The following is a 23,281-nucleotide window of genomic DNA, read 5'->3' as shown; positions in this document are numbered from 1 at the left end:
GTCTGATATTGCTAATTTTTTTGTTTCTTTATAGCATTTTTTAAGCGTCATTAATTTTGACCTGAGTACATAATTAGTCCTTTTAACGGTGATAAAGTAGCGATAGCAGATTTACTTTTCATTCAAAGGCAAATGCCATGAACCTCAAGCAACTTTATTATTTTAAACGCCTGTCAGAAACGGAGCATTACACGGAAGCGGCATCCAGTCTTTTTATCACCCAGCCCTCGCTTAGCCATGCTATCGCTGAGTTAGAAAAGGAGTTAGGCGTTTCACTCTTTTTCCGTCAGGGCAGAAATGTAAGGATTAGTGAAAGTGGGAAATGTTTTTTACCCTATGTTGAGACAGCACTGTCGGCACTGGAAAATGGCAGGGATAGGCTAAAAAACAATCACCTTCTGTGCCGGGAAAATATCCGAATTGGGTTTATCTATACAATGGGAGAATATGTTATTCCGCAAATTATCAACAATTACTCCCAACACTTTCGTCATAATGATGTGACATTCTCTTTTAAACAGGGGACGTCAGTTGCGTTGTTGCAGTCACTCAAAGCGGATAAGGTTGATATGGTCATCTGTTCGCGGATTGGCGACGATCCTGATATTGAATTTATCCCGGTTATTGAACAAGAATTAGTGGTAGTGACAGCGAAAGATCATCCGTTAGCGCGTCTTCACGAAAGCGACGTTGATTTAGCGGAAACCATCCATTATCCCTATGTCTATTTTTCAGAAAGTAGTGGGCTACGTCCGTTTATTGACGACATCTTTCACCAGCAAACGCTGTCACCGGATATTGCCTGTTATGTGGAAGAGGATTTAGCAATGGCCGGGTTGGTCAGTATCGGCTATGGTATTGCCATCATGCCAAGAATTGCGGCGCTCACGCACTACAATCTCCATATCCTGACGATCAAAAATTCGCTTCCACCGCGTTATATTTGTCTGGCGACAATTAAAACAAAAATGCTTTCACCGGCGGCGCTGAGGCTAAAAAACTTTATTATTACTCACAGTGATGTCGCCAGGAAACATGCCCAAAGCGCGGCTTTGGGCATGTCCGCCGCTAGGAAAGCGTCTCCATCATCTCCCGCAGTTGTGTAACGGCGATTTGCCCTGGTGCCGAGGACTGGCCCAGGGTGCCAAACGTCATTGCGGAACCGAACAGGCGTCCGGTGATCCGACTGACTCCGCCCATTTTTCCCATCGACATCGTGATAAGCGGCCGCGTTGCGTAGTGCTCTTTCATTAACAGGGTCGCAGACAGCAGCGTCAGCACATCCTGAGGTGTTTGAGGCATTACGGCAATCTTGGGCAGGTCTGCACCTAAATCCTGCATGCGACGTAACCGGTAAATGATCTCTTCCTTCGCGGGCGTTTGGTGAAAGTCATGATTACTTATAATGACCTTAACACCTGCGTTATGCGCCTCGCTTACCAGCGAACGGATGCGTGACTCATCGTTAAACAACTCAATATCAATCACATCAGCCAGCCCGCTTAAGGCGGCCGCGCGGTTGAGCGCGAAGTATTCGTCATCACTGATGTCCATTTCACCACCTTCTTTTTTACTGCGGAAGGTAAAGAGCAGCGGCGTTTCCCCAAGTTGCTGACGAATGTCGGCCAGCGCCAGCAATACTTGCTTCTCGTCTTTACCCTCGATGAAGTGGTCGACGCGCCATTCGATAATGTCTGCTTGTGCGGAAGTCAGTAACTGTGCTCTGGCCTGAAGCTCCTCGCGAGTGCGGCCTGTCAAGGGCACACAAAGCCGCGTTTGCCCTGCCTGAAAGACGATGTTTTTAACCCTAACCGTTTGAGTCATAGTCATTCCTGTTTTAACTGTTCAACTAGCCGCTGTAGCGGATTGACGGCGTGTTTCCGCACAATGACGTTGAAATTGGCGGGAAGCGATATAAAGCGCAAGGATAAAACCTGTCACCGCAATAATCAGATCAAACCACATGATGCTGGCGATACTGGTTCGTGAGAGATGCGCTGTAAATAAAGGGATGGTAAAGCTGGCCAGACTGCCGGCGGTATAAAACACGCCTGTCGCAAAGCCTTTCGCTTGTGGAAAACTCATCGCCATAATCGTTGCACCCAGTTGCATAACGCCGCCCGCGGCCGCAAACCCAAATACGAACGCAAAACCGGTAACAATCAGTGGTGTTGGATAGAGGCAGACGATCAGCAGTGAGAGGGCCGACAGGAAGGTGTAAATGACCATCGCGATGGCTGAGCTCAACACTTTTTTCACCATGACCGCAGTGACGAATACGCAGGTCAGCGATCCTGCCGTGTAGATACTGAGTAACTTCACCGATGCGGTGTAGGGCATGCCCGCGACAAACTGCCCATACTGTGCCAGCCATTGGCTCACCAGATAAAACGTCGCCATGCTGATATAGCCGTAAAAGGTGAACACAACCATATCCAGCTGATACAGACGACTACGCGGTGGCGCGGTCACGCTGGCTGATGTTTCCGAGACTTTCTGTACCCGGTGATCGGGAAACGGCATTTTGATCAGGTAGATTCCGCTCATCGTCATTAAGGCTGCTGCCAGAACGAATGACCAACCAAACCACAAATCCGCCCAGATAAGCAGGCTAATGATAAACGGCAATAAAAATTGTCCGGCGGAGACAAACGCTTTTATCAGCACGTTAGCGCGGCTGGCGTAGTCCGGGAAGGCCTCCATCAGCGCCGGATAGGTGGCAGAATCAAGGAAACTGTTAGCCATTCCTGCCAGCACGCCAAAGAAATAGGCCGTATAAATATCCCGGGTAAACAGGATACCGATGAAAAAGGCCACGTAACTGATGATGCCAAAATAGACAAAAGGCTTACGGCCAAAACGATCCGACAGAAAACCCGTAACGATGGTAATCAGTTTGCCAATGCCCAGTGAGGAAATCACAATCGATACGCCCGCCGCATCGGTATTCCATTGTGCCTGCAGGTTAGCCATGTTGAGAGTGATGACCAGCACGCCCATGCCATGAATGAGGTAATTGAGATACAGCCCGGCGGCGGTGGGAATATACTTGTTTTTCATCTCAGCCATCCTCAAAAAAGGATGTTTTTGATGTGATCAACCGGCATCGGTTTTCCCGTCCAGATTTCGAACGCGCTTGCGCCTTGCCACAGCATCATGCCGAGACCGTTAATAATACGGCAGCCTTTTTTCTCGGCCGTCTCAAGCAAATGTGTTTTACGTGGGATATAGACCACATCGGAGACAATAAGCTCAGGACGCAGGAAGCTCTCGTCGGGAAGCAGCATCTGTCCTTCAAAGGGTTTCATGCCGACGCCGGTCGCATTGGTCAGAATAACGCTGTCGTTAATTTCAGCACGCAAACGATCGTGGTCGTCGAGGTCAAAAAGGTGAATCTCACAGTCAGTATGGGCGCGAATCTTCGCAACGGTTTCCTGGGCATTTGCAAAGAATTTATCGCGTTGGTTAAAGACCGAGATCGCCTTAACGCCATCCAGGGCGGCCTGAACGCAAATGGCCGTTGCCGCACCGCCCGCGCCCAGAATCGTCATCTTTTTGCCCAGAATATCGATGCCCTCTTCAGCGAGGGCGCGCATATAACCTGTCCCATCCGTGATGTGCCCGGTCAGCACGCCGTTATCATTGACGACGGTATTCACCGCGCCCACAAGCTGTGCTGCGGGAGACAACTTATCCAGATAGCGGCAAACCTCCGTCTTATTGGGCATGGAAACATTGCATCCGCGCAGCTTCAGCGCACGAAAACCCTGCACCACCTTCTCCAGTTCCGCAGTGCCGACCTCAAAAGCCAGATAAACATAGTCCAGCCCAAGGTGCGCGAAAGCTTCGTTGTGCATGGTTGGCGACATGCTGTGGCGAATGGGGGTGGCGATCAGCCCAATCAGCTCGGTATGCCCGGTAATACGTTCTGCCATGATAGTGTCCTCAGTAAGTTAAAAGTGGAATGCTTGTCGCTTCGTGGCTGCCCAGTGCGCCAGTCTCTTCCAGGGCATCCAGTACGTTGCGTCCTTCGCGTACACCATCAATAATTCGCCGGGCTTTCAGGCTGTCGCCGATGTTCATTATTTTGATATGTCTGGCGGTGGCCCAGCGCTCAACGGCCTCGAAACCGCTGCGGTTGGGGCACATCCCCAGACAGATAAAGCCGTAGTCGAAGGCGATGTCGAAGGTGTGGTGGGCGTTTTTAACGCGGAAGCGATCGGGTTTGACCTCAATGAGCTGCGTGTCCATGTGTTGTTCTACCTGGTGCTGTTCAAGCAGCGCTAACATGGCACTCTTTGTGATGATGTCGAGGTCGCGTCCTGGTGAATTCTGCATTTCAATCAGTACTGCTTCAGCGCCCCGGGTGGCAAAATACTCGATGACATCCAGTCCAACGGCACCGCCGCCGACCACGGCGATACGTTTGCCTTGCAGAGCGCTGAATGTATCCAGGTGTTGAATCATGCCCGTAATCGTGAACACGACGCTGCCGGGGCGGTCGATCGTCTCATGTAATCCCGCAATGGGCGGCAGCAGGGGGACAGAGCCCGTGGCATTAACAATTAAGTCTGGACGCAGAACCTCAAGCTGCTCGGGCTGAACCTGTTGTCCCAGATGCAGTTGCAAATTCTCCAGCCGGGCCATACGGTTGCGCAGGAATTGCGGAAAATCGGCAATACGTTTTTTTTCGGGTAATCGTGCGATCTCGACAGCCAGCCCACCGATATGGTTTTTGGCTTCGAACAGCCAGGTCTTGCACCCTACCTCTGCGGCGGTGCAGGCGGCTTCGATGCCTGCCGTGCCAGCCCCGATCACGACGACACGCGTCGGTCGCTTGACCTGGCGCTGCTTATAAGCGTCGCCATGGATGATATCGGGGTTAACTGAGCAGCGAAGGGGAAGAGAGCGGGCGATGCGATGGTCGGCGCATCCAATATTGCATGAGATACACTTACGCATCGTCTCCTCATGCCCACTCTGTACCTTTTGTACCCAATCCGGTTCAGCAATCAACCCACGACCAATGGCGATCAGGTCTGCGTCACCCTGAGCAAGAATGTCTTCAGCAAGTTGCGGGGTGCGAATATTGCCTGCGACAACGGTGGGCTTATTAAATCTGGTGCGAACGGCACGTGACAGATAGCGTTTCCAGCCATCCTCTTGAGACATTTGGTCTATCTGTAAATACAGGTTGTCATTCTGCGCCGCTGACACATTGATGATGTCGACCTTTTCCTGACAACGTTCAAGAATGTGTAGCGAATCTTCCAGCGTGTTTCCGCCTTGTAAGAAATCATCCGCGCTGATACGCAGGCTGATGGGGAACATCGGTCCCACGCAGGCCCGAACTTTGTCGACAATCAGGGTTAAAAAGCGCGACCGATTCTCGATATTGCCACCAAATTCATCAGTACGCTGATTAAACAGTGGAGATAAAAACTGACTGATTAAATAAGAGTGACCGGCATGAATCTCTACGCAGTCAAAATTGGCGCGTCTGATGCGTTCTGCTGCGTCGCCAAATTTGTCAACCGCCCGATATATTTCCTCATGCGTCATCGGACGGGGAATATTACCATTCTTTTTGGAGGGGACCGCGGAGGCGGAAATGGGCATTTCCCCATTGAGGCGATAGGCATAGGCTGATGCACCGGCGTGGTTTAACTGGATGGCGACACAGGTTCCATGTTTATGCAACGTCTCGGTAAGTTTGTATAAGCCAGGAATATACTGATCATTATCAATGCGCAGTTGTGTGGTGCCGTTCGACGCGAAGGGAAAATCCACACAAATATTCTCAATCGTAATGAGCCCAGTGCCGCCCCTGGCACGAAGTGAATAGTAATCAAGCTGTTCCTGAGACACTTCGCCATTCAGACTGGCCAGGTTGGTGCCCATTGGCGGCATGATGACACGGTTTTTTAACGTCATTCCGTTGATTGTGAGCGGGGTAAACAGGTGAGGATAAGCGTGCATACAGAGTCTCCACAAAAGATCCGACAGCCAGGCTGAGACGATCTCGATGTGTTTTGCGTTAATCTTTATCTGTGGCGATGATAGCGAGGGAGAATGAGCGGAAATAATGCTTTTTTTTCTACAAGCTATAGGTGAGCTCTATGGAGTTAACGATCAAATAACATAAAAATGAAAATGATATTAATTAAATCAGCAAGCCATTTACGTCTTGTGAAAAAAGAGAAGGGAAAGTTGAGAGGAAAATGATGCGAGTCAAAATATCAACGTTGTTGCTGAATAAATAACAGGAGTTCTGCAATAAAATAAATCGCGATTAATTGTTTTAGCGCAGTTTTTGCCAGATGAAAAAAAGCCCGAACGGCAGAGCCGAACGGGCTGGTTACATTATTTACGCGTTAACGCATAAAGGCAGGCTGGTTACTTTCGTAAGCCGAGATCGCGCTTTCGTGCTGCAGCGTCAGGCCGATACTGTCCAGCCCGTTCAGCATGCAGTGACGACGAAAGTCATCAATCTTAAAGCTGTAGGTGTTGTTGCCCGCTTTCACGACCTGCGCTTCCAGATCCACTTCGAAGTGGATACCCGGATGCGCATTCACCAGCGTAAACAGCTCCTCCACCTGCTCATCGCTCAGCGTAACCGGCAGCAACTGGTTGTTGAAGCTGTTGCCATAGAAAATATCGGCAAAGCTGGGCGCAATCACGACTTTAAAGCCGTAATCGGTCAGTGCCCAAGGCGCATGCTCACGTGACGAACCACAACCAAAGTTTTCCCGCGTCAGCAGGATAGAAGCACCTTTATACTCCGGAAAGTTGAGCACGAAATCCGGATTGGGTTCAAGGCCGTGATCGTCCAGGAAACGCCAGTCATTAAACAGGTGGGCGCCAAAGCCTACGCGGGTGACTTTCTGCAAAAACTGCTTTGGAATGATGGCATCGGTATCGACGTTAGCGGCGTCCAGTGGAACCACCAAACCAGTATGTTGGGTAAATTTTTCTGCCATGATGGTGTCCTTATGTCAGGCTGCGAATGTCGGCGAAATGGCCATTAACGGCGGCAGCGGCGGCCATTGCCGGGCTAACCAAATGCGTCCGTCCGCCACGGCCCTGGCGGCCTTCAAAGTTACGGTTACTGGTTGAGGCACAGCGCTCGCCGGGGTTCAGACGGTCGTTGTTCATGGCCAGACACATTGAGCAGCCGGGCAGGCGCCACTCAAATCCTGCTTCAATAAAGATCTTATCCAGCCCTTCCGCTTCGGCCTGTGCTTTAACCGGGCCTGAACCCGGCACCACCAGTGCCTGAACGCCAGGCGCGACCTTACGCCCTTTGGCAATCGCGGCGGCGGCACGCAGATCTTCAATGCGTGAGTTTGTGCAGGAGCCAATAAAGACTTTATCAATGCTGACATCGGTCAGTTTGATGCCGGGTTGCAGATTCATGTAAGCCAGCGCTTTCTCCGCAGAGGCGCGCTCGACCGGATCGGCAAACGAAGCCGGATCGGGAATCTGCGCATCCACCGCGATCACCTGGCCGGGGTTGGTTCCCCAGGTCACCTGCGGTGCAATCTCTTCCGCATGCAGCGTCACCACGCGGTCAAACTTAGCGCCTGGGTCGGACTTCAGCGTGCCCCAGTACTCAACGGCCTGCTCCCATTTTTCACCTTGAGGTGAAAACTGGCGACCTTTCAGGTAAGCGAAGGTGGTCTCATCCGGGGCGACCAGACCGGCTTTTGCGCCCATCTCGATAGCCATGTTGCACAGCGTCATGCGGCCTTCCATGCTCAACGCTTCAATCGCCGAGCCACAGAATTCAACAACGTGGCCGGTACCGCCTGCGCTGCCGGTTTTACCAATAATCGCCAGTACGATATCTTTCGCCGTAATGCCCGGCGCAACCGTACCTGTCACTTCAATCTTCATGGTTTTGGCACGGCCCTGTTTCAGGGTTTGCGTGGCAAAAACATGCTCAACCTCTGACGTACCAATACCAAAGGCCAGTGAACCAAAGGCACCGTGCGTCGCCGTGTGGGAATCGCCGCAGACAATGGTCATGCCGGGCAGCGTCATGCCTTGCTCTGGCCCAATCACATGCACGATGCCCTGGAACGGGTGATTCAGGTCATACAACTGCACGCCGAATTCGGCACAGTTTTTCATCAGTTCCTGCATCTGAATACGCGCCATTTCACCCGAAGCATTAATATCTTTGGTCTGGGTGGACACGTTGTGATCCATGGTGGCAAACGTCTTTGAAGGCTGACGAACTTTACGACCGTGGGCACGCAAGCCATCAAAGGCCTGTGGCGAAGTCACCTCATGAATCAGATGACGATCGATATAGAGCAACGGTGTTTCATTCGGCGCTTCGTGAACGACATGTGCATCAAATAACTTCTGGTATAAGGTTTTCATTTTATTATTTTTCCTCGGCGATAAAGCGGGCAATGATGCTGCCCATCTCATCTGTGCTGATCGCAGGGCCGTCACCGGCCAGGTCTTTGGTGCGATAGCCTTCCGCTAACGCCCGGCTGATGGCGCGCTCAATAGCGGCGGCGGCGTCATCGGCATTCAGGCTGTAGCGCAGCAGCAGCGACAGTGACAGGATCTGGGCAATGGGATTAGCAATATTTTGCCCGGCGATATCCGGCGCCGAGCCGCCAGCCGGTTCATACAGGCCAAAACCGTCTTCGCTCAGGCTGGCGGACGGCAACATGCCCATTGAGCCGGTGATCATCGCGCACTCGTCTGACAAAATGTCGCCAAACAGGTTAGAGCACAGCAGCACGTCGAACTGAGAAGGATCTTTGATCAACTGCATGGTGGCGTTGTCGATGTACATGTGGCTCAGCTGAACATCGGGATAATCTTTCGCGATCTCGTTCACGATTTCCCGCCACATAACGGATGTTTGCAGCACGTTAGCTTTATCGACAGAGGTGACTTTATTACGGCGCTTGCGGGCGGACTCGAAAGCCTGACGCGCAATGCGTTCGATTTCAAAACGATGATAGACTTCGGTATCAAAAGCGCGCTCGTGCGGGCCGCTGCCTTCGCGTCCTTTCGGCTGACCAAAATAAATGCCGCCGGTCAGTTCACGTACGCACAGGATATCGAAACCGCGTGCTGCGATATCGCTGCGCAAGGGACAAAAAGCTTCCAGGCCGCTGTAGAGCGCCGCAGGACGCAGGTTGCTGAACAGCTTAAAGTGTTTACGCAGCGGCAACAGCGCCCCGCGCTCGGGTTGAGAGGCCGGGGGCAGGTGCTCCCACTTAGGGCCACCTACCGATCCAAACAGGATTGCGTTGGCCTGTTCGCAGCCTGCAACGGTAGCCGGTGGCAAGGGTTCGCCGTGACGGTCAATGGCGATACCACCGACGTCGTACTCACTGGTGGTAATACGCAGGTTAAAACGCTGACGAATCGCATCCAATACTTTGATAGCCTGGGCCATCACTTCCGGGCCGATTCCGTCGCCCGCCAGTACTGCGATATGTGAAGAGTTTGACATGATTACACCGTTTCCTTCTGATCTTTAGACTTGCGCTGTAACTCTTTCTCGACCTGTTTGGCTCGCCAGATGTTGTTTAATGCGTTCACCATCGCTTTGGCAGAAGACTCGACGATATCCGTCGCCAGACCGACGCCGTGGAACTTACGATTGTTGTAGCCCACCACGATATCAACCTGACCCAGCGCATTCTCGCCGTGGCCTTTTGCCGTCAGCTTGTAATTAACCAGCTCTGCGTTGAACTGGGTAATTCGGTTAATGGCCTGATAAACCGCATCAACCGGACCGTTACCGGTCGCCGCTTCTGATTTCGTTTGTTCGCCGCAGCCCAGATTCACCGACGCGGTGGCCGTGATACTGGAGCCTGACTGCACATTGAAATCATTCAGTTGGAAAAATTCAGGCTCTTCGTTTTGTTTATTAATGAAAGCCAGCGCTTCCAGGTCGTAATCAAACACCTGACCTTTCTTGTCCGCCAGTTTCAGGAAAGCGTCATACAGGGAGTCCAGATTGTATTCGCTTTCTGTGTAGCCCATCTCTTCCATACGATGTTTTACCGCTGCGCGGCCGGAACGGGATGTCAGATTAAGCTGAATTTTGTGCAGGCCAATGGATTCTGGGGTCAGGATTTCATAGTTTTCACGGTTTTTAATGACGCCGTCCTGATGAATGCCCGAAGAGTGGGCAAAGGCGTTAGAACCGACCACCGCTTTATTAGCCGGGATTGGCATGTTGCAGATCTGACTAATCATCTGGCTGGTACGATAAATTTCCTGATGGTGAATGTTGGTGTGAACATTCATGATCTGCTGACGGGTTTTAATCGCCATGATCACTTCTTCCAGTGCGCAGTTACCAGCGCGCTCACCTAACCCGTTCAGCGTACCCTCCACCTGACGCGCGCCAGCCTGCACGGCAGCAATCGCGTTGCCGGTCGCCATACCTAAATCATCATGGGTATGAACAGACAGGATGGCTTTATCGATGTTTGGCACGCGGTGAATTAACTGGCCGATAATGTTGGCGTACTCGTTTGGCAAGGTGTAGCCAACGGTATCCGGAATGTTTATGGTGGTGGCACCGGCATTAATTGCGGCTTCGACCATGCGGCACAGGTCGTCAATCGGGGTACGGCCACCGTCTTCGCAGGAAAACTCCACATCGTCCGTGTAGTTACGGGCGCGTTTCACCATGCGCACCGCACGTTCAATCACTTCAGGCAGGGTGCTGCGCAGCTTGGTGGCAATGTGCATGGGTGAGGTGGCAATAAAAGTATGGATACGGAAGGCCTCGGCGACGCGTAAAGACTCGTAGGCGGCATCAATATCTTGTTCAACACAGCGTGCCAGGCCGCAAACCCGGCTGTTTTTAATCGTGCGTGCAATGGTTTGCACGGATTCAAAATCACCCGGTGAGGACACAGGGAAACCGACTTCCATAACATCAACGCCCATACGTTCCAGCGCTAACGCAATTTGCAGTTTTTCTTTCACACTCAGGCTGGCTTGTAATGCCTGTTCACCATCACGCAGAGTGGTATCGAAAATAATAACTTGCTGGCTCATCGTGTTCATCCTTTTGCGTTTCTTGCCTTGCAACGAGCATAAAAAAACCCGCGACAGGCGCGGGTTTTTAACTTTTAGCAGGTTCGAATCAGTGTTTGATTTCGCCCACAAGTCTACCGCGCAGATAAGTTGCGTTTAGTAGTAGACCTGATAGACGGAAAGAACGTGACATGTTTCAAACCTCGTGAATTTTTTGCTGCCTCTATTGGTACTGGAATCGCCAATCAATGTCAACCATAAGCGAAGGGTTATTTTTTTGTCACAGTAAAGAAAAATGTTCTGACATTTAACGCCTGCGCAGAGTATTAAACGAGACCCTTTGCACGCGCGGCGTTTAGTGCCGACGATCCGGGCCTGAAGGGCTACGGTGATGGAGTAATGCAATGAAATATAATGATAATTTACTGTCGTGGCATTATTTTACCCAGGCGGTTTTGTTTAAAGGCAGCATAATCGAATGTGCATGACGCGTTTATAAGAGACTTACGCCATAAAAGTGCCCGACCAAAACACGGCTGCCTGAAGGCCTGCATCATATGTTTTTTTTATTTCTTAGATACGGCTGGAAAAAATATCAATCCCAGCATTTTCCTCTGCTATTAACAGACGTATTTAGTTTAATAATCGTAAGCCAAAGTTGGCGAGCAGAGCCTTTGTATCCTGTGCCCTTTAATAAAAGGCGTTTGGCGTTTGCCAGCCCGTTTTTCTGCGGTTATGTTAATCGACCTACTCTTAGAAAAATAACCCAGCAGAATTCTCTGTATCGGGACAGCAGAAATGAATTCTGCTGTCTTCGCAAAAACATAAGGTTTTGATCTTAATTGGCGAATAGCAGGGCAGGATGCATGTGGCTAGCGGGAAAGCAGTCGTCAGTAGATTCAGTTCCTCAAGCCGGGAGGCAGAAAATGGAGATGTTGTCAGGAGCCGAAATGGTCGTCCGGTCGTTAATCGATCAGGGCGTTAAGCAGGTATTCGGTTATCCGGGTGGCGCAGTGCTCGACATTTACGATGCGCTGCAGACCGTCGGCGGTATTGATCACGTTCTGGTTCGTCACGAGCAGGGCGCCGTGCATATGGCCGATGGCCTGGCTCGCGCAACCGGCGAAGTGGGCGTGGTGCTGGTAACGTCGGGTCCGGGCGCAACCAATGCGATCACCGGTATTGCGACGGCCTATATGGATTCTATTCCGTTGGTTATTCTGTCAGGTCAGGTGCCTTCATCCCTGATCGGCTACGACGCCTTCCAGGAATGTGACATGGTCGGTATTTCCCGTCCGGTGGTGAAACACAGTTTCCTGGTGAAAAATACCGAAGAGATCCCGACGGTACTGAAAAAAGCCTTCTGGCTGGCATCCACGGGGCGTCCTGGACCGGTAGTTATCGATCTGCCAAAAGATATTCTCAATCCTGCCAATAAGCTGCCTTATCATTATCCGCAGGAAGTGAGCATGCGCTCCTATAATCCGACGATTCAGGGGCATAAGGGCCAGATCAAGCGTGCGTTAAACACGTTGCTGGCAGCGCATAAGCCGGTGATCTACGCCGGAGGCGGCGCGATTACCTCTTCGTGCGAAGCCGAACTGCTGCAGCTGGCCGAGCGCCTGAATATTCCGGTTACCACGTCATTGATGGGGCTGGGCGCGTTTCCCGGCAGTCATCGTCAGTGCGTAGGCATGCTTGGCATGCATGGCACCTACGAAGCAAATATGACCATGCACAATGCCGATTTGATCTTCGGGGTGGGCGTCCGTTTTGATGACCGCACCACGAACAATCTGGCGAAGTATTGCCCGAACGCTACCGTGATGCACATCGATATCGATCCTACTTCCATTTCAAAAACGGTGGCGGCCGATATTCCGATCGTTGGGGATGCCAAACAGACGTTACAGCAAATGCTCGAACTGCTTGACCAAAGCGAAGCGAAGCAGCAACTGGACAGTCTGCGCGACTGGTGGCAGTCGATTGAAACCTGGCGTGGTCGTCAATGCCTCGAATACGATCGCACCAGCGACAAAATCAAACCGCAGGCGGTTATCGAAACCATTTGTCGTCTCACCAACGGGGAGGCCTATGTGACCTCGGATGTGGGTCAGCATCAGATGTTCGCCGCCCTCTATTACACCTTCGATAAACCCCGTCGCTGGATCAACTCCGGTGGTCTCGGCACCATGGGCTTTGGCCTGCCTGCCGCACTGGGGGTGAAAATGGCCCTGCCTGACGAAACCGTCATCTGCGTTACGGGCGATGGCAGTATTCAGATGAACATCCAGGAGCTCTCTACCGCACTGCAGTACGATTTGCCGGTGTTGGTGCTGAACCTGAATAACCGTTTCCTGGGCATGGTGAAGCAGTGGCAGGATATGATCTATTCTGGCCGCCACTCTCAATCCTATATGGAATCGCTGCCTGATTTTGTTCGTCTGGCAGAAGCCTATGGCCACGTGGGTATTGCCATTAATCATCCCGCTGAGCTGGAAGAGAAGCTGGCCATGGCGCTGGAAACCCTGGCGACAGGACGGCTGGTCTTTGTTGACGTCAACGTTGACGGCAGCGAGCATGTTTACCCGATGCAGATTCGCGGTGGCAGTATGGACGAAATGTGGTTGAGCAAAACGGAGAGGACATAATTATGCGTCGCATTTTATCGGTTTTGCTGGAAAACGAATCCGGCGCATTGTCTCGCGTAGTGGGCCTGTTTTCACAACGCGGCTATAACATTGAGAGTCTCACCGTTGCGCCCACTGACGATCCTACGTTGTCACGCATGACGATTCAGACCGTGGGCGACCAGAAAGTGCTGGAGCAGATCGAGAAGCAACTGCACAAGCTGGTCGATGTACTGCGCGTCACGGAGTTGGGGCAGGGCGCTTACGTTGAACGTGAAATTATGCTGGTGAAAATTCAGGCAACGGGCTATGGCCGTGAAGAGGTAAAGCGCAGCGCCGAAATTTTCCGTGGACAGATCATTGACGTTACGCCTTCGCTTTACACGGTTCAGCTGGCAGGGACGAGCGACAAGCTGGATGCCTTTTTGAACACCGTCCGGGAAGTGGCGGAAATTGTTGAAGTGGCCCGCTCGGGTATTGTGGGCGTGTCTCGTGGTGAGCGCATTATGCGTTAATGACGCACTGGTAGCATCAGCGAAATTTGCAACCCGGCGAAATGCCGGGTTTTTTCTTTTTAATGCGTAAGACAGCCAACCATCGGAAAAGCGGTTGCTACGCGCACTTTTCTGCTGTTAGATGTGCTAGAGAGGATGTCCATAGCTTATCTGCGGATTAACGATCAGCTTAAGCCTGTTTAATGGTGGGGTTACAGTGAAACTGGATGAAATTGCGCGTCTGGCGGGTGTATCGCGCACCACGGCCAGTTACGTTATTAATGGGAAAGCACGGCAGTATCGTGTCAGCGACAAAACCGTTGAGAAAGTCATGGCGGTGGTGCGCGAGCACAATTACCATCCCAATGCGGTAGCGGCAGGTCTGCGCGCCGGTCGCACGCGCTCGATTGGGCTGGTCATCCCCGATCTGGAAAATACCAGTTACACGCGTATTGCTAACTACCTTGAACGCCAGGCCCGCCAGCGCGGCTACCAGCTGTTGATCGCCTGTTCTGAAGATCAGCCCGATAACGAGATGCGCTGTATTGAACATCTGCTGCAACGCCAGGTTGATGCGATTATCGTTTCAACGTCGCTTCCGCCCGAACATCCTTTTTATCAGCGCTGGATTAATCACCCGCTGCCGATTATTGCGCTGGACCGGGCGCTGGATCGCGAACACTTTACCAGCGTGGTGGGTGCCGATCAGGATGATGCCTTTGCGCTGGCTGCTGAATTGCGTCAGCTTAAAATCAGTAATGTGCTGTTTATGGGCGCGTTACCTGAATTGTCGGTCAGTTTTCTGCGCGAGCTGGGCTTCAGAGATGCCTGGAAAGGGGATGAGCGCCCGATAGATTACATTTACTGTAACAGTTTTGAACGCACTGCCTCCGCAGCCCTGTTCGAAACCTATCTGGAAAATCATCCAATGCCAGATGCGCTTTTCACCACTTCTTTTGGCCTGCTGCAGGGCGTTATGGATGTTACGCTGAAACGTAACGGCCGCTTACCGGCCGACCTGGCGATTGCCACCTTCGGCGATCATGAGCTGCTGGACTTTCTTGAATGTCCGGTCCTGTCTGTGGGTCAACGTCATCGTGATGTCGCCGAACGGGTGCTGGAATTAGTGTTGGCTTCTTTAGATGAGCCCAGAAAACCCAAACCCGGTTTAACCCGAATTCGTCGTAATTTATTACGGCGGGGACAATTAAGCAGAATTTCTAAATAAAATCAGGGCAGCAATGCGTCTGCCCCTGATTATTACCTGCTGTTTTTAAACTCTTTCCTTACAAAGTAAAAAAGCGTCAGCGCTAATCATCTATGCTAACAAATTAACTTAACAGACCATTCTTGTTTACTTACAACTTAGCCGCTGTTTAAAACCCCCGTCCGCGCGCGTGCCGCTGTGCATCCTTTAAGAAATCCCCTAAAATGCGTCCCCTGTCTCAAAACGACGCGCCGCCGTTCGGCCGGAATAAGCGCGCTAATTTTAGCCATGCTGTTTCGGGGCAGGTTTTTTTATTCAGTTATTCATTAGTTTAATTTTGATTAATCATCTTTTGGCGTTTTGAAACCTTCCCAGCGTTAATTCCCGCCTCGGTAAATAATCATATTCACCTGCCGCTCCGGCTTGACAATGATTTCCTACGATCCTTAAACTCGTTTTGTGGTAAAAAGTGGGATAAAGTGGTGTTATTGGGTAATTGAGGGGTGAGACTGGCATGTTCCGTGGAGCAACGTTAGTCAATCTCGACAGCAAAGGACGCCTGGCGGTACCAACCCGCTATCGCAATTTGCTGAACGAGGAATCACAGGGGCAGATGGTGTGTACCATCGACCTCCACCAGCCATGCCTGTTGCTCTACACCTTGCCCGCCTGGGAAATCATTGAGAAGAAGCTGGCGAGTCTTTCCAGCATGAATCCTCTGGAGCGCCGCGTGCAGCGCTTGCTGTTGGGGCATGCCAGTGAATGTCAGATGGACAATGCGGGCCGCTTACTGGTGGCGAATACGCTTCGTCAGCATGCAAATTTAAGCAAAGAAGTGATGCTGGTTGGGCAGTTCAACAAGTTTGAACTGTGGGATGAACAGACCTGGTATCAACAAGTCAGGGAAGATATTGACGCAGAACAGTCAGCTCAGGCGCCTTTATCTGAGCGGTTGCAGGATTTATCGCTATAGCTATGCAGGAAAATTACAAACACACCACCGTGCTGTTGGATGAGGCGGTTAATGGCCTCAACATCAAGGAAGACGGAATCTACATCGACGGCACTTTTGGTCGTGGCGGTCACTCACGCTTAATTTTGGCGCAGCTTGGCGCCAGTGGAAAGCTCATCGCCATTGACCGTGACCCACAAGCTATCGCCGCGGCGGCTGAGATAAAGGATCCGCGCTTTTCCATTGTTCACGGCCCTTTTTCCGCCCTGGCGGACTACGTGGCAGAGCGTGAACTGGTTGGGCGCATCGACGGCATCTTGCTGGATCTGGGGGTTTCGTCCCCGCAGCTGGATGATGCTGAACGTGGCTTTTCTTTTATGCGCGACGGACCGCTGGATATGCGAATGGATCCAACGCGGGGCCACTCTGCCGCCGAATGGTTAAAGCAGGCGGAAGAAGCCGATATCGCATTTGTGCTGAAAACGTATGGGGAAGAGCGTTTTGCAAAACGCATCGCCCGCGCCATCGTCGAGCGCAACCGTGAACAGCCAATGACGCGCACGAAAGAGCTGGCAGAGGTGATCGCCGCAGCCACGCCGATTAAAGACAAGTTTAAACATCCGGCCACCCGCAGCTTCCAGGCGATTCGGATCTGGATTAACAGCGAACTGGAAGAGATCGATACCGCCCTGAAAGGCGCGGTCGAGGTCCTGGCTCCACAAGGGCGTTTGTCCGTTATTAGCTTCCATTCGCTGGAAGACCGTTTAGTAAAACGCTTTATGCGCGATCAAAGTCGGGGGCCGCAGGTGCCGCGTGGACTGCCAATGACCGAACAGCAGCTCAATGCGCTGGGCGGTCGTCAGTTAACGTTACTGGGCAAGATGGTACCGGGTGACGCCGAGGTGAAAGAGAACCCCCGTGCGCGTAGTTCCGTTTTACGCATCGCGGAGAGAACCGACGCATGATCGGCAACGAAAGGCACAGCCTACCCGGCGTTATCGCCGGGGATATTTTGCGCAAAGGCAAAATTCCACTGCTGTTGCTGATTGCTGTACTGGTTTCTGCCGTGTTGGTGGTCACCACTACGCATAAAACGCGCCTGTTAACTGCCCAGCGAGAGCAGCTGGTGCTGGAGCGCGATGCGCTGGACATTGAATGGCGCAATTTGATTCTGGAAGAGAACGCCCTTGGCGATCACAGCCGCGTTGAGCGGATCGCCACCGAAAAGCTGCAGATGCAGCACGTTGATCCTTCGCAGGAAAACATCGTGGTGCAAAAATAAGGATCTGTTACTGCTAATGAACGGCGTAAAAAGAACGCTGAAGTTAAAAAAACCAGAAGATAAAGCCAGCTTTGTAAGCTGGCGTTTTGCGTTGTTATGCGGTTGCATTTTGCTGGCGTTAGGTGGGCTGCTGTCCCGGGTTGCGTGGCTGCAGGTGATCAATCCAGACAAGCTGGTTAAAGAGGGCGATTTACGCTCCTTACGCGTTCAGGCGGTGCCGACCGCGCGCGGGATGATCAGCGATCGCGGTGGCCGTCCGCTGGCGGTCAGCGTGCCGGTTAATGCGATCTGGGCCGATCCTAAAGAGCTGCACGACGCTGGTGGCGTCACGCTCGACAGCCGCTGGAAAGCGTTGTCAGATGCGCTTTCCATCCCGATCGATCAGCTGGCCGCGCGCGTAAATGCCAATCCCAAAGGGCGCTTTATTTATCTGGCGCGCCAGGTTAATCCCGCCATTGGGGAATATGTTAAAAAACTCAAGCTGCCGGGCATTCACCTGCGCGAAGAGTCCCGTCGCTACTATCCGGCGGGGCAGGTCACCTCACACCTCATCGGCTTTACCAATATTGATGGCGAAGGCATTGAAGGCATCGAAAAGAGCTTCGATAAATGGCTGACCGGCGAGCCGGGCGAGCGAACCGTACGTAAAGATCGCTATGGCCGTGTTATCGAAGATATCTCCTCTGTAGACAGCCGTGCCGCGCATAACCTGACGCTGAGCATCGACGAACGCCTGCAGGCGCTGGTCTACCGCGAACTTAATAACGCGGTGGCGTTTAACAAAGCGGAATCAGGCACGGCGGTGCTGGTGGACGTTAACACCGGTGAAGTGCTGGCGATGGCCAACAGTCCGGCATACAACCCGAATAATCTGAGCGACACGGCCAAAGACCTGATGCGTAACCGCGCCATCACCGACATTTTTGAACCCGGTTCAACGGTGAAGCCGATGGTAGTGATGACGGCGCTGCAACGTGGCGTGGTGAAAGAGAACAGCGTGCTGAATACCGTTCCCTACCGCGTCAACGGCCATGAAATCAAAGATGTCGCGCGTTATAACGAACTGACTTTGACAGGTGTTTTACAGAAATCGAGTAACGTTGGTGTTTCACGACTGGCGTTAGCGATGCCCTCCTCAGCACTGGTAGAAACTTACGCGCGCTTTGGGCTGGGCAAACCGACCAATTTGGGGCTGGTCGGGGAAAGTAGTGGCTTATACCCTAAAAAACAACGGTGGTCTGACATAGAGAGGGCCACCTTCTCTTTCGGCTACGGGCTAATGGTAACCCCGTTACAGTTAGCGCGAGTCTATGCAACCATTGGCAGCTTTGGCATTGCCCGTCCGCTGTCGATAACGAAAGTTGATCCGCCGGTAGGCGGAGAGCGCGTGTTTCCTGAGGCCCTCGTGAAAACCGTGGTCCACATGATGGAAAGCGTGGCGCTACCGGGCGGCGGCGGGGTAAAAGCCGCCATTAAAGGCTATCGCGTGGCGATCAAAACCGGTACGGCGAAAAAGGTCGGCCCGGATGGTCGTTACGTGAATAAATACATTGCGTATACCGCAGGCGTTGCGCCTGCCAGTCGCCCTCGTTTTGCGCTGGTGGTGGTCATTAACGATCCCCAGGCCGGTAAATATTATGGTGGTGCGGTTTCTGCACCGGTGTTCGGTGCCATCATGGGCGGCGTGCTGCGCACCATGAACATCGAACCGGATGCCCTGCCGACCAATGACAAAAACGAGTTGGTGACAAACAGAAGTGAGGAATCAAGTGACAGATCGTAACCTGCGCGACTTACTCGGACCGTGGGTGCCTGACGCACCCGCGCGCCCGTTGCGTGACATGACTCTGGACAGTCGCTTAGCGGCTGCAGGTGATCTGTTTGTTGCAATTGCAGGCCATCAGGTTGACGGACGCCGGTTTATTCCTCAGGCAATTGCGCAGGGCGTGGCGGCCGTTATCGCGGAAGCGGAAGGGGAAGCAAGCGACGGTGAAATTCGGGAGATGCACGGCGTACCGGTGATTTATCTGGCGCAGCTGCATCAGCGTCTTTCTGCCCTGGCAGGCCGTTTTTACCAGCAGCCGGGCGAAAAGCAGAAACTGATTGGCGTGACCGGTACGAACGGCAAAACCACGACCACACAGCTGCTGGCGCAGTGGGCCAGCCTGCTGGGTGAAACCAGCGCGGTGATGGGGACAGTCGGCAATGGTCTGGTCGGGCAACTGGTCCCGGCCGAAAACACCACCGGTTCAGCGGTGGATGTGCAACATAACCTGGACGAACTGGTCAGGAAGGGCGCATCGCTGACGGCAATGGAAATTTCCTCGCACGGGCTGGTACAGCATCGGGTCGCAGCGCTGCCGTTTGCCGCTGCCGTCTTTACGAATCTCAGTCGCGACCATCTTGATTATCACGGTGACATGCAGCAGTACGAGTCCGCTAAATGGCTGCTGTTTTCCGAACATCAGGTCGGTGTGGCCATTATCAATGCTGACGATGAGGTCGGTCGCCGCTGGCTGGCAAACCTGCCAGACGCTGTGGCCGTCACGATGGAAAATAATCTGCAGCCCGGCTGTCATGGCCGCTGGCTTCGTGCGACTGACGTGAATTATCACGACAATGGTGCGCACATTCGTTTTGACTCCAGCTGGGGCGAGGGCGAAATGAACAGTCGCCTGATGGGCGCCTTCAACGTCAGCAATTTACTGCTGGCGCTGGCGACGCTGCTGGCGCTGGGCTACGCCCTGGACGATCTGCTGCGCGCAGCGGCAAGACTGCAGCCGGTGAACGGACGCATGGAGGTCTTTAGCGCCACCGGTAAACCCACCGTGGTAGTGGATTATGCCCATACGCCAGATGCATTAGAGAAAGCGCTCGAAGCGGCGCGGCTGCATTGCAAAGGCAAACTATGGTGCCTGTTTGGATGTGGCGGCGATCGTGATAAAGGTAAGCGCCCACTAATGGGAGCGATCGCTGAGCAATTTGCCGACATCGTGGTGGTGACAGATGATAACCCACGAAGCGAAGATCCGCAGGCCATCGTACAGGATATTCTGAGTGGGCTGCTTGACCCTGGCCGTGCCCGTGTGGTCGCCGGTCGGGCGCAGGCCGTGACCAGCACCATTATGCAGGCCCAGCCCGATGATATCGTACTGGTGGCTGGAAAAGGTCACGAAGACTACCAAATTATTGGCAATCAACGCCTGGATTACTCCGATCGTGCCACGGTCGCCACACTGCTAGGAGGCGTAGCATGATTCCGGTTTCATTGAGCACATTGGCAGAGATCGCCAGCGGCACCCTGCACGGCGATGACCTGGTTTTAAATGACGTCACGACGGATACCCGTAAGGTCACCGCAGGCAGCCTGTTTGTGGCCATCGTGGGCGAGCGTTTTGATGCCCACGACTTTGCAGAAGATGCCATCGCCAAGGGTGCCAAAGCCTTGCTGGTGAGTAAGCATTTACCTGTCTCAGTGCCTCAGGTGGTTGTAAAAGATACGCGTATCGCCTTTGGTAAGCTGGCAGCATGGGTGCGCCAGCAGGCCACTGCCCGCGTTGTTGCGCTGACCGGCTCATCCGGCAAAACGTCAGTGAAAGAGATGACCGCGTCCATTTTGCGTCAGTGCGGCGAAACGCTGCATACCGCCGGTAACCTGAATAACGATTTTGGCGTGCCCATGACCTTGCTGCGTCTCACGCCAGAACATCAGTATGCCGTCATTGAGCTTGGCGCCAATCATCAGGGCGAAATCGCTTACACCACTGACCTGGTTCGTCCGGAAGCGGCACTGGTCAATAATCTGGCCGCCGCGCACCTCGAAGGCTTCGGATCGCTGGAAGGTGTAGCAAAAGCGAAGGGTGAAATTTTTTACGGCCTGCCTGCCAGGGGAACGGCCATTTTAAATGCTGACAGCAATGACTGGCCGCGCTGGCAGGAGAACCTGCACGGTAAAACGGTCTGGCGTTTCTCGCCTCAGGCCGCAGACTGTGACTTCGGTGCGCATGATATCCGCATTCGTCAGGATGGGACCCATTTTGTGATGCACACGCCCCGTGGAGAAGCCGACATCATTCTGCCGTTGCCCGGGCGGCACAATATCGCCAATGCACTGGCCGCTGCTGCGCTCGCCCTGTCGGTCGATGCGCCGCTTAGCGCAGTTCAGGCGGGCCTGAAAAGTCTTCAGTCCGTTCCCGGCCGCTTATTCCCTGTTCGCCTCTCTGAGCATCAACTCATTCTGGATGACAGCTATAACGCCAACGTCGGATCGATGGTTGCGGCGGCGCAGGTACTGTCTGAGATGCCGGGCTACCGTGTGATGGTCGTGGGCGATATGGCTGAATTAGGTGATGAAAGCGAAAAGTTTCATCGTGAAGTCGGGCTGGCGGCCAAAGCCGCAGGGCTGGATCGGGTGCTCAGCACCGGTCAGTTCAGCCACTTCCTGAGTGAAAGCAGTGGCGTTGGCGAACATTTCAGCGATAAAACTGCGCTGACTGAACGTTTACGCCAGCTGCTGTCCGAACACCAGGAAATGACCGTATTGATTAAGGGCTCGCGTAGTGCCGCCATGGAGCAGGTAGTACAGAGTTTACAGGAGAAAGGAACATGTTAGTTTGGCTGGCCGAGCATCTGGTCGCATTTTATTCCGGCTTCAACGTCTTTTCGTATCTGACGTTTCGCGCCATTGTCAGCCTGCTGACCGCACTGTTTATTTCACTGTGGATGGGCCCACGGCTGATTGCGTGGCTGCAAAAACTGCAAATCGGCCAGGTTGTGCGTAACGATGGTCCGGAGTCGCACTTTAGCAAGCGCGGTACGCCGACCATGGGCGGCATCATGATTTTGACGTCGATAACCCTGTCAGTATTGATGTGGGCTTACCCTTCCAACCCGTACGTCTGGTGCGTACTGGTGGTGCTGGTGGGCTTTGGCGTGATCGGCTTTGTCGACGATTACCGCAAAGTGGTCCGTAAAGACACGAAAGGGCTGATTGCGCGCTGGAAATATTTCTGGATGTCGGTGATCTCTCTGGGCGTCGCTTTTGCGCTTTACCTGGCCGGAAAAGATACCCCGGCGACCGAGCTGGTGGTGCCTTTCTTTAAAGATGTTATGCCACAGCTGGGCTTGTTTTACATCGTACTGGCTTACTTCGTCATCGTCGGCACCGGCAATGCCGTTAACCTCACCGATGGTCTGGACGGCCTGGCGATCATGCCGACCGTCTTTGTTGCGGCGGGCTTTGCGCTGGTTGCCTGGGCAACGGGTAACGTGAAATTCGCAGAATATCTGCATATTCCTTATCTGCGCCACGCTGGCGAACTGGTGATCGTCTGTACCGCTATCGTGGGGGCGGGCTTAGGGTTCCTCTGGTTCAACACCTATCCGGCCCAGGTGTTTATGGGGGATGTCGGATCGCTGGCGCTGGGCGGCGCACTGGGCACCATCGCCGTGCTGCTGCGTCAGGAATTTTTACTCGTGATCATGGGCGGCGTGTTTGTTGTTGAAACCCTGTCGGTGATCCTGCAAGTGGGATCGTTCAAGCTCCGCGGGCAACGCATTTTCCGTATGGCGCCGATTCACCACCACTATGAACTTAAAGGCTGGCCGGAGCCGCGCGTGATTGTGCGCTTCTGGATTATTTCGCTCATGCTGGTGCTGATTGGCCTGGCGACGCTGAAGGTACGTTAA

At 53.1% G+C, this 23,281-nt stretch carries 20 protein-coding genes; 11 read left to right on the top strand and 9 right to left on the bottom strand.

All coding sequences use genetic code 11. The features are described 5' to 3' along the window. Positions 1-137: 137 nt before the first annotated feature. Positions 138-1,106 carry a LysR family transcriptional regulator gene (locus AAIE03_RS14450; protein ID WP_014592901.1) on the top strand — a complete coding sequence of 323 codons (969 nt, stop codon included), beginning with the start codon at positions 138-140 and terminating at the stop codon, positions 1,104-1,106. Here AAIE03_RS14450 and aroD read toward each other — a convergent pair. The 9 genes from aroD to leuL all read right to left on the bottom strand — a co-directional run bounded on the left by aroD (position 1,069) and on the right by leuL (position 11,221). Continuing rightward, the gene (gene aroD, locus AAIE03_RS14445; protein ID WP_498563058.1) at positions 1,069-1,824 is read right to left on the bottom strand and encodes a type I 3-dehydroquinate dehydratase; all 756 of its coding nucleotides are present in this window, start codon (positions 1,822-1,824) and stop codon (positions 1,069-1,071) included. The two genes, AAIE03_RS14450 and aroD, sit on opposite strands and share 38 nt — an antisense overlap. 21 nt (positions 1,825-1,845) lie before the next feature. Then, positions 1,846-3,060 (bottom strand): MFS transporter, encoded by a 1,215-nt coding sequence (locus AAIE03_RS14440; RefSeq protein ID WP_072138564.1) that lies wholly within the window; start codon positions 3,058-3,060, stop codon positions 1,846-1,848. Positions 3,061-3,071: 11 nt separating this feature from the next. Beyond that, the gene (locus AAIE03_RS14435) at positions 3,072-3,935 is read right to left on the bottom strand and encodes a shikimate dehydrogenase (protein WP_013024595.1); all 864 of its coding nucleotides are present in this window, start codon (positions 3,933-3,935) and stop codon (positions 3,072-3,074) included. A gap of 10 nt (positions 3,936-3,945) precedes the next feature. Then, positions 3,946-5,979, bottom strand: coding sequence for an oxidoreductase (locus AAIE03_RS14430; protein WP_072138565.1), 2,034 nt, complete (start codon positions 5,977-5,979; stop codon positions 3,946-3,948). Between the two features lie 395 nt (positions 5,980-6,374). Continuing rightward, positions 6,375-6,980, bottom strand: coding sequence for a 3-isopropylmalate dehydratase small subunit (leuD, locus tag AAIE03_RS14425; protein WP_015700963.1), 606 nt, complete (start codon positions 6,978-6,980; stop codon positions 6,375-6,377). Between the two features lie 10 nt (positions 6,981-6,990). Further along, positions 6,991-8,388: a 3-isopropylmalate dehydratase large subunit gene (gene leuC, locus AAIE03_RS14420; RefSeq protein ID WP_014606594.1), complete on the bottom strand. Its 1,398-nt coding sequence runs from the start codon at positions 8,386-8,388 to the stop codon at positions 6,991-6,993. 4 nt (positions 8,389-8,392) lie between these two features. Next, the gene (leuB, locus tag AAIE03_RS14415; RefSeq protein WP_013024599.1) at positions 8,393-9,484 is read right to left on the bottom strand and encodes a 3-isopropylmalate dehydrogenase; all 1,092 of its coding nucleotides are present in this window, start codon (positions 9,482-9,484) and stop codon (positions 8,393-8,395) included. 2 nt (positions 9,485-9,486) lie between these two features. Further along, positions 9,487-11,049 carry a 2-isopropylmalate synthase gene (leuA, locus tag AAIE03_RS14410; RefSeq protein ID WP_498563057.1) on the bottom strand — a complete coding sequence of 521 codons (1,563 nt, stop codon included), beginning with the start codon at positions 11,047-11,049 and terminating at the stop codon, positions 9,487-9,489. Positions 11,050-11,137: 88 nt separating this feature from the next. Continuing rightward, positions 11,138-11,221 carry a leu operon leader peptide gene (leuL, locus tag AAIE03_RS14405; RefSeq protein WP_109707008.1) on the bottom strand — a complete coding sequence of 28 codons (84 nt, stop codon included), beginning with the start codon at positions 11,219-11,221 and terminating at the stop codon, positions 11,138-11,140. A 733-nt stretch (positions 11,222-11,954) separates the two neighbouring features. Here leuL and ilvI point away from each other — a divergent pair. The 10 genes from ilvI to mraY all read left to right on the top strand — a co-directional run bounded on the left by ilvI (position 11,955) and on the right by mraY (position 23,281). Then, the gene (gene ilvI / locus AAIE03_RS14400) at positions 11,955-13,679 is read left to right on the top strand and encodes an acetolactate synthase 3 large subunit (protein WP_014606592.1); all 1,725 of its coding nucleotides are present in this window, start codon (positions 11,955-11,957) and stop codon (positions 13,677-13,679) included. A 2-nt stretch (positions 13,680-13,681) separates the two neighbouring features. Continuing rightward, positions 13,682-14,173: an acetolactate synthase small subunit gene (gene ilvN, locus AAIE03_RS14395; RefSeq protein ID WP_014592909.1), complete on the top strand. Its 492-nt coding sequence runs from the start codon at positions 13,682-13,684 to the stop codon at positions 14,171-14,173. A gap of 196 nt (positions 14,174-14,369) precedes the next feature. Continuing rightward, entirely contained in the window at positions 14,370-15,380 is a 1,011-nt protein-coding gene (gene cra / locus AAIE03_RS14390) for a catabolite repressor/activator (protein WP_019106419.1), read from the top strand. 493 nt (positions 15,381-15,873) lie between these two features. Next, on the top strand, positions 15,874-16,332 hold the full coding sequence (gene mraZ, locus AAIE03_RS14385) for a division/cell wall cluster transcriptional repressor MraZ (protein ID WP_014592911.1): 459 nt from the start codon (positions 15,874-15,876) through the stop codon (positions 16,330-16,332). Between the two features lie 2 nt (positions 16,333-16,334). Beyond that, entirely contained in the window at positions 16,335-17,276 is a 942-nt protein-coding gene (gene rsmH / locus AAIE03_RS14380) for a 16S rRNA (cytosine(1402)-N(4))-methyltransferase RsmH (protein WP_013024605.1), read from the top strand. Then, positions 17,273-17,593, top strand: coding sequence for a cell division protein FtsL (gene ftsL / locus AAIE03_RS14375; protein ID WP_013024606.1), 321 nt, complete (start codon positions 17,273-17,275; stop codon positions 17,591-17,593). Before rsmH ends, ftsL begins: the two co-directional genes overlap by 4 nt. Before the next feature lie 16 nt (positions 17,594-17,609). Then, a complete protein-coding gene (locus AAIE03_RS14370; RefSeq protein WP_013024607.1) occupies positions 17,610-19,376 on the top strand; it encodes a peptidoglycan glycosyltransferase FtsI in 1,767 nt (588 codons plus the stop codon). Further along, entirely contained in the window at positions 19,363-20,850 is a 1,488-nt protein-coding gene (gene murE, locus AAIE03_RS14365) for a UDP-N-acetylmuramoyl-L-alanyl-D-glutamate--2,6-diaminopimelate ligase (protein ID WP_019106421.1), read from the top strand. Before AAIE03_RS14370 ends, murE begins: the two co-directional genes overlap by 14 nt. Beyond that, a complete protein-coding gene (gene murF, locus AAIE03_RS14360; RefSeq protein ID WP_058705565.1) occupies positions 20,847-22,205 on the top strand; it encodes a UDP-N-acetylmuramoyl-tripeptide--D-alanyl-D-alanine ligase in 1,359 nt (452 codons plus the stop codon). The genes murE and murF overlap by 4 nt, the downstream gene beginning before the upstream one ends. Beyond that, entirely contained in the window at positions 22,199-23,281 is a 1,083-nt protein-coding gene (gene mraY, locus AAIE03_RS14355) for a phospho-N-acetylmuramoyl-pentapeptide-transferase (RefSeq protein WP_013024610.1), read from the top strand. The genes murF and mraY overlap by 7 nt, the downstream gene beginning before the upstream one ends.

It is taken from the genome of Pantoea sp. Ae19-2 (assembly GCF_059801205.1).
Note: the sequence above shows the minus strand (reverse complement) of the source record. Positions and strands in the feature narration are given on the sequence as shown.

Excerpts from the sequence above, each read along its gene's own strand:
- AAIE03_RS14450 (WP_014592901.1), top strand. The coding sequence starts at position 138 with ATGAACCTCAAGCAACTTTATTATTTTAAACGCCTGTCAGAAACGGAG.
- aroD (WP_498563058.1), bottom strand. The coding sequence starts at position 1,824 with ATGACTCAAACGGTTAGGGTTAAAAACATCGTCTTTCAGGCAGGGCAA.
- AAIE03_RS14440 (WP_072138564.1), bottom strand. The coding sequence starts at position 3,060 with ATGAAAAACAAGTATATTCCCACCGCCGCCGGGCTGTATCTCAATTAC.
- AAIE03_RS14435 (WP_013024595.1), bottom strand. The coding sequence starts at position 3,935 with ATGGCAGAACGTATTACCGGGCATACCGAGCTGATTGGGCTGATCGCC.
- AAIE03_RS14430 (WP_072138565.1), bottom strand. The coding sequence starts at position 5,979 with ATGCACGCTTATCCTCACCTGTTTACCCCGCTCACAATCAACGGAATG.
- leuD (WP_015700963.1), bottom strand. The coding sequence starts at position 6,980 with ATGGCAGAAAAATTTACCCAACATACTGGTTTGGTGGTTCCACTGGAC.
- leuC (WP_014606594.1), bottom strand. The coding sequence starts at position 8,388 with ATGAAAACCTTATACCAGAAGTTATTTGATGCACATGTCGTTCACGAA.
- leuB (WP_013024599.1), bottom strand. The coding sequence starts at position 9,484 with ATGTCAAACTCTTCACATATCGCAGTACTGGCGGGCGACGGAATCGGC.
- leuA (WP_498563057.1), bottom strand. The coding sequence starts at position 11,049 with ATGAGCCAGCAAGTTATTATTTTCGATACCACTCTGCGTGATGGTGAA.
- leuL (WP_109707008.1), bottom strand. The coding sequence starts at position 11,221 with ATGTCACGTTCTTTCCGTCTATCAGGTCTACTACTAAACGCAACTTAT.
- ilvI (WP_014606592.1), top strand. The coding sequence starts at position 11,955 with ATGGAGATGTTGTCAGGAGCCGAAATGGTCGTCCGGTCGTTAATCGAT.
- ilvN (WP_014592909.1), top strand. The coding sequence starts at position 13,682 with ATGCGTCGCATTTTATCGGTTTTGCTGGAAAACGAATCCGGCGCATTG.
- mraZ (WP_014592911.1), top strand. The coding sequence starts at position 15,874 with ATGTTCCGTGGAGCAACGTTAGTCAATCTCGACAGCAAAGGACGCCTG.
- rsmH (WP_013024605.1), top strand. The coding sequence starts at position 16,335 with ATGCAGGAAAATTACAAACACACCACCGTGCTGTTGGATGAGGCGGTT.
- ftsL (WP_013024606.1), top strand. The coding sequence starts at position 17,273 with ATGATCGGCAACGAAAGGCACAGCCTACCCGGCGTTATCGCCGGGGAT.
- AAIE03_RS14370 (WP_013024607.1), top strand. The coding sequence starts at position 17,610 with ATGAACGGCGTAAAAAGAACGCTGAAGTTAAAAAAACCAGAAGATAAA.
- murF (WP_058705565.1), top strand. The coding sequence starts at position 20,847 with ATGATTCCGGTTTCATTGAGCACATTGGCAGAGATCGCCAGCGGCACC.
- mraY (WP_013024610.1), top strand. The coding sequence starts at position 22,199 with ATGTTAGTTTGGCTGGCCGAGCATCTGGTCGCATTTTATTCCGGCTTC.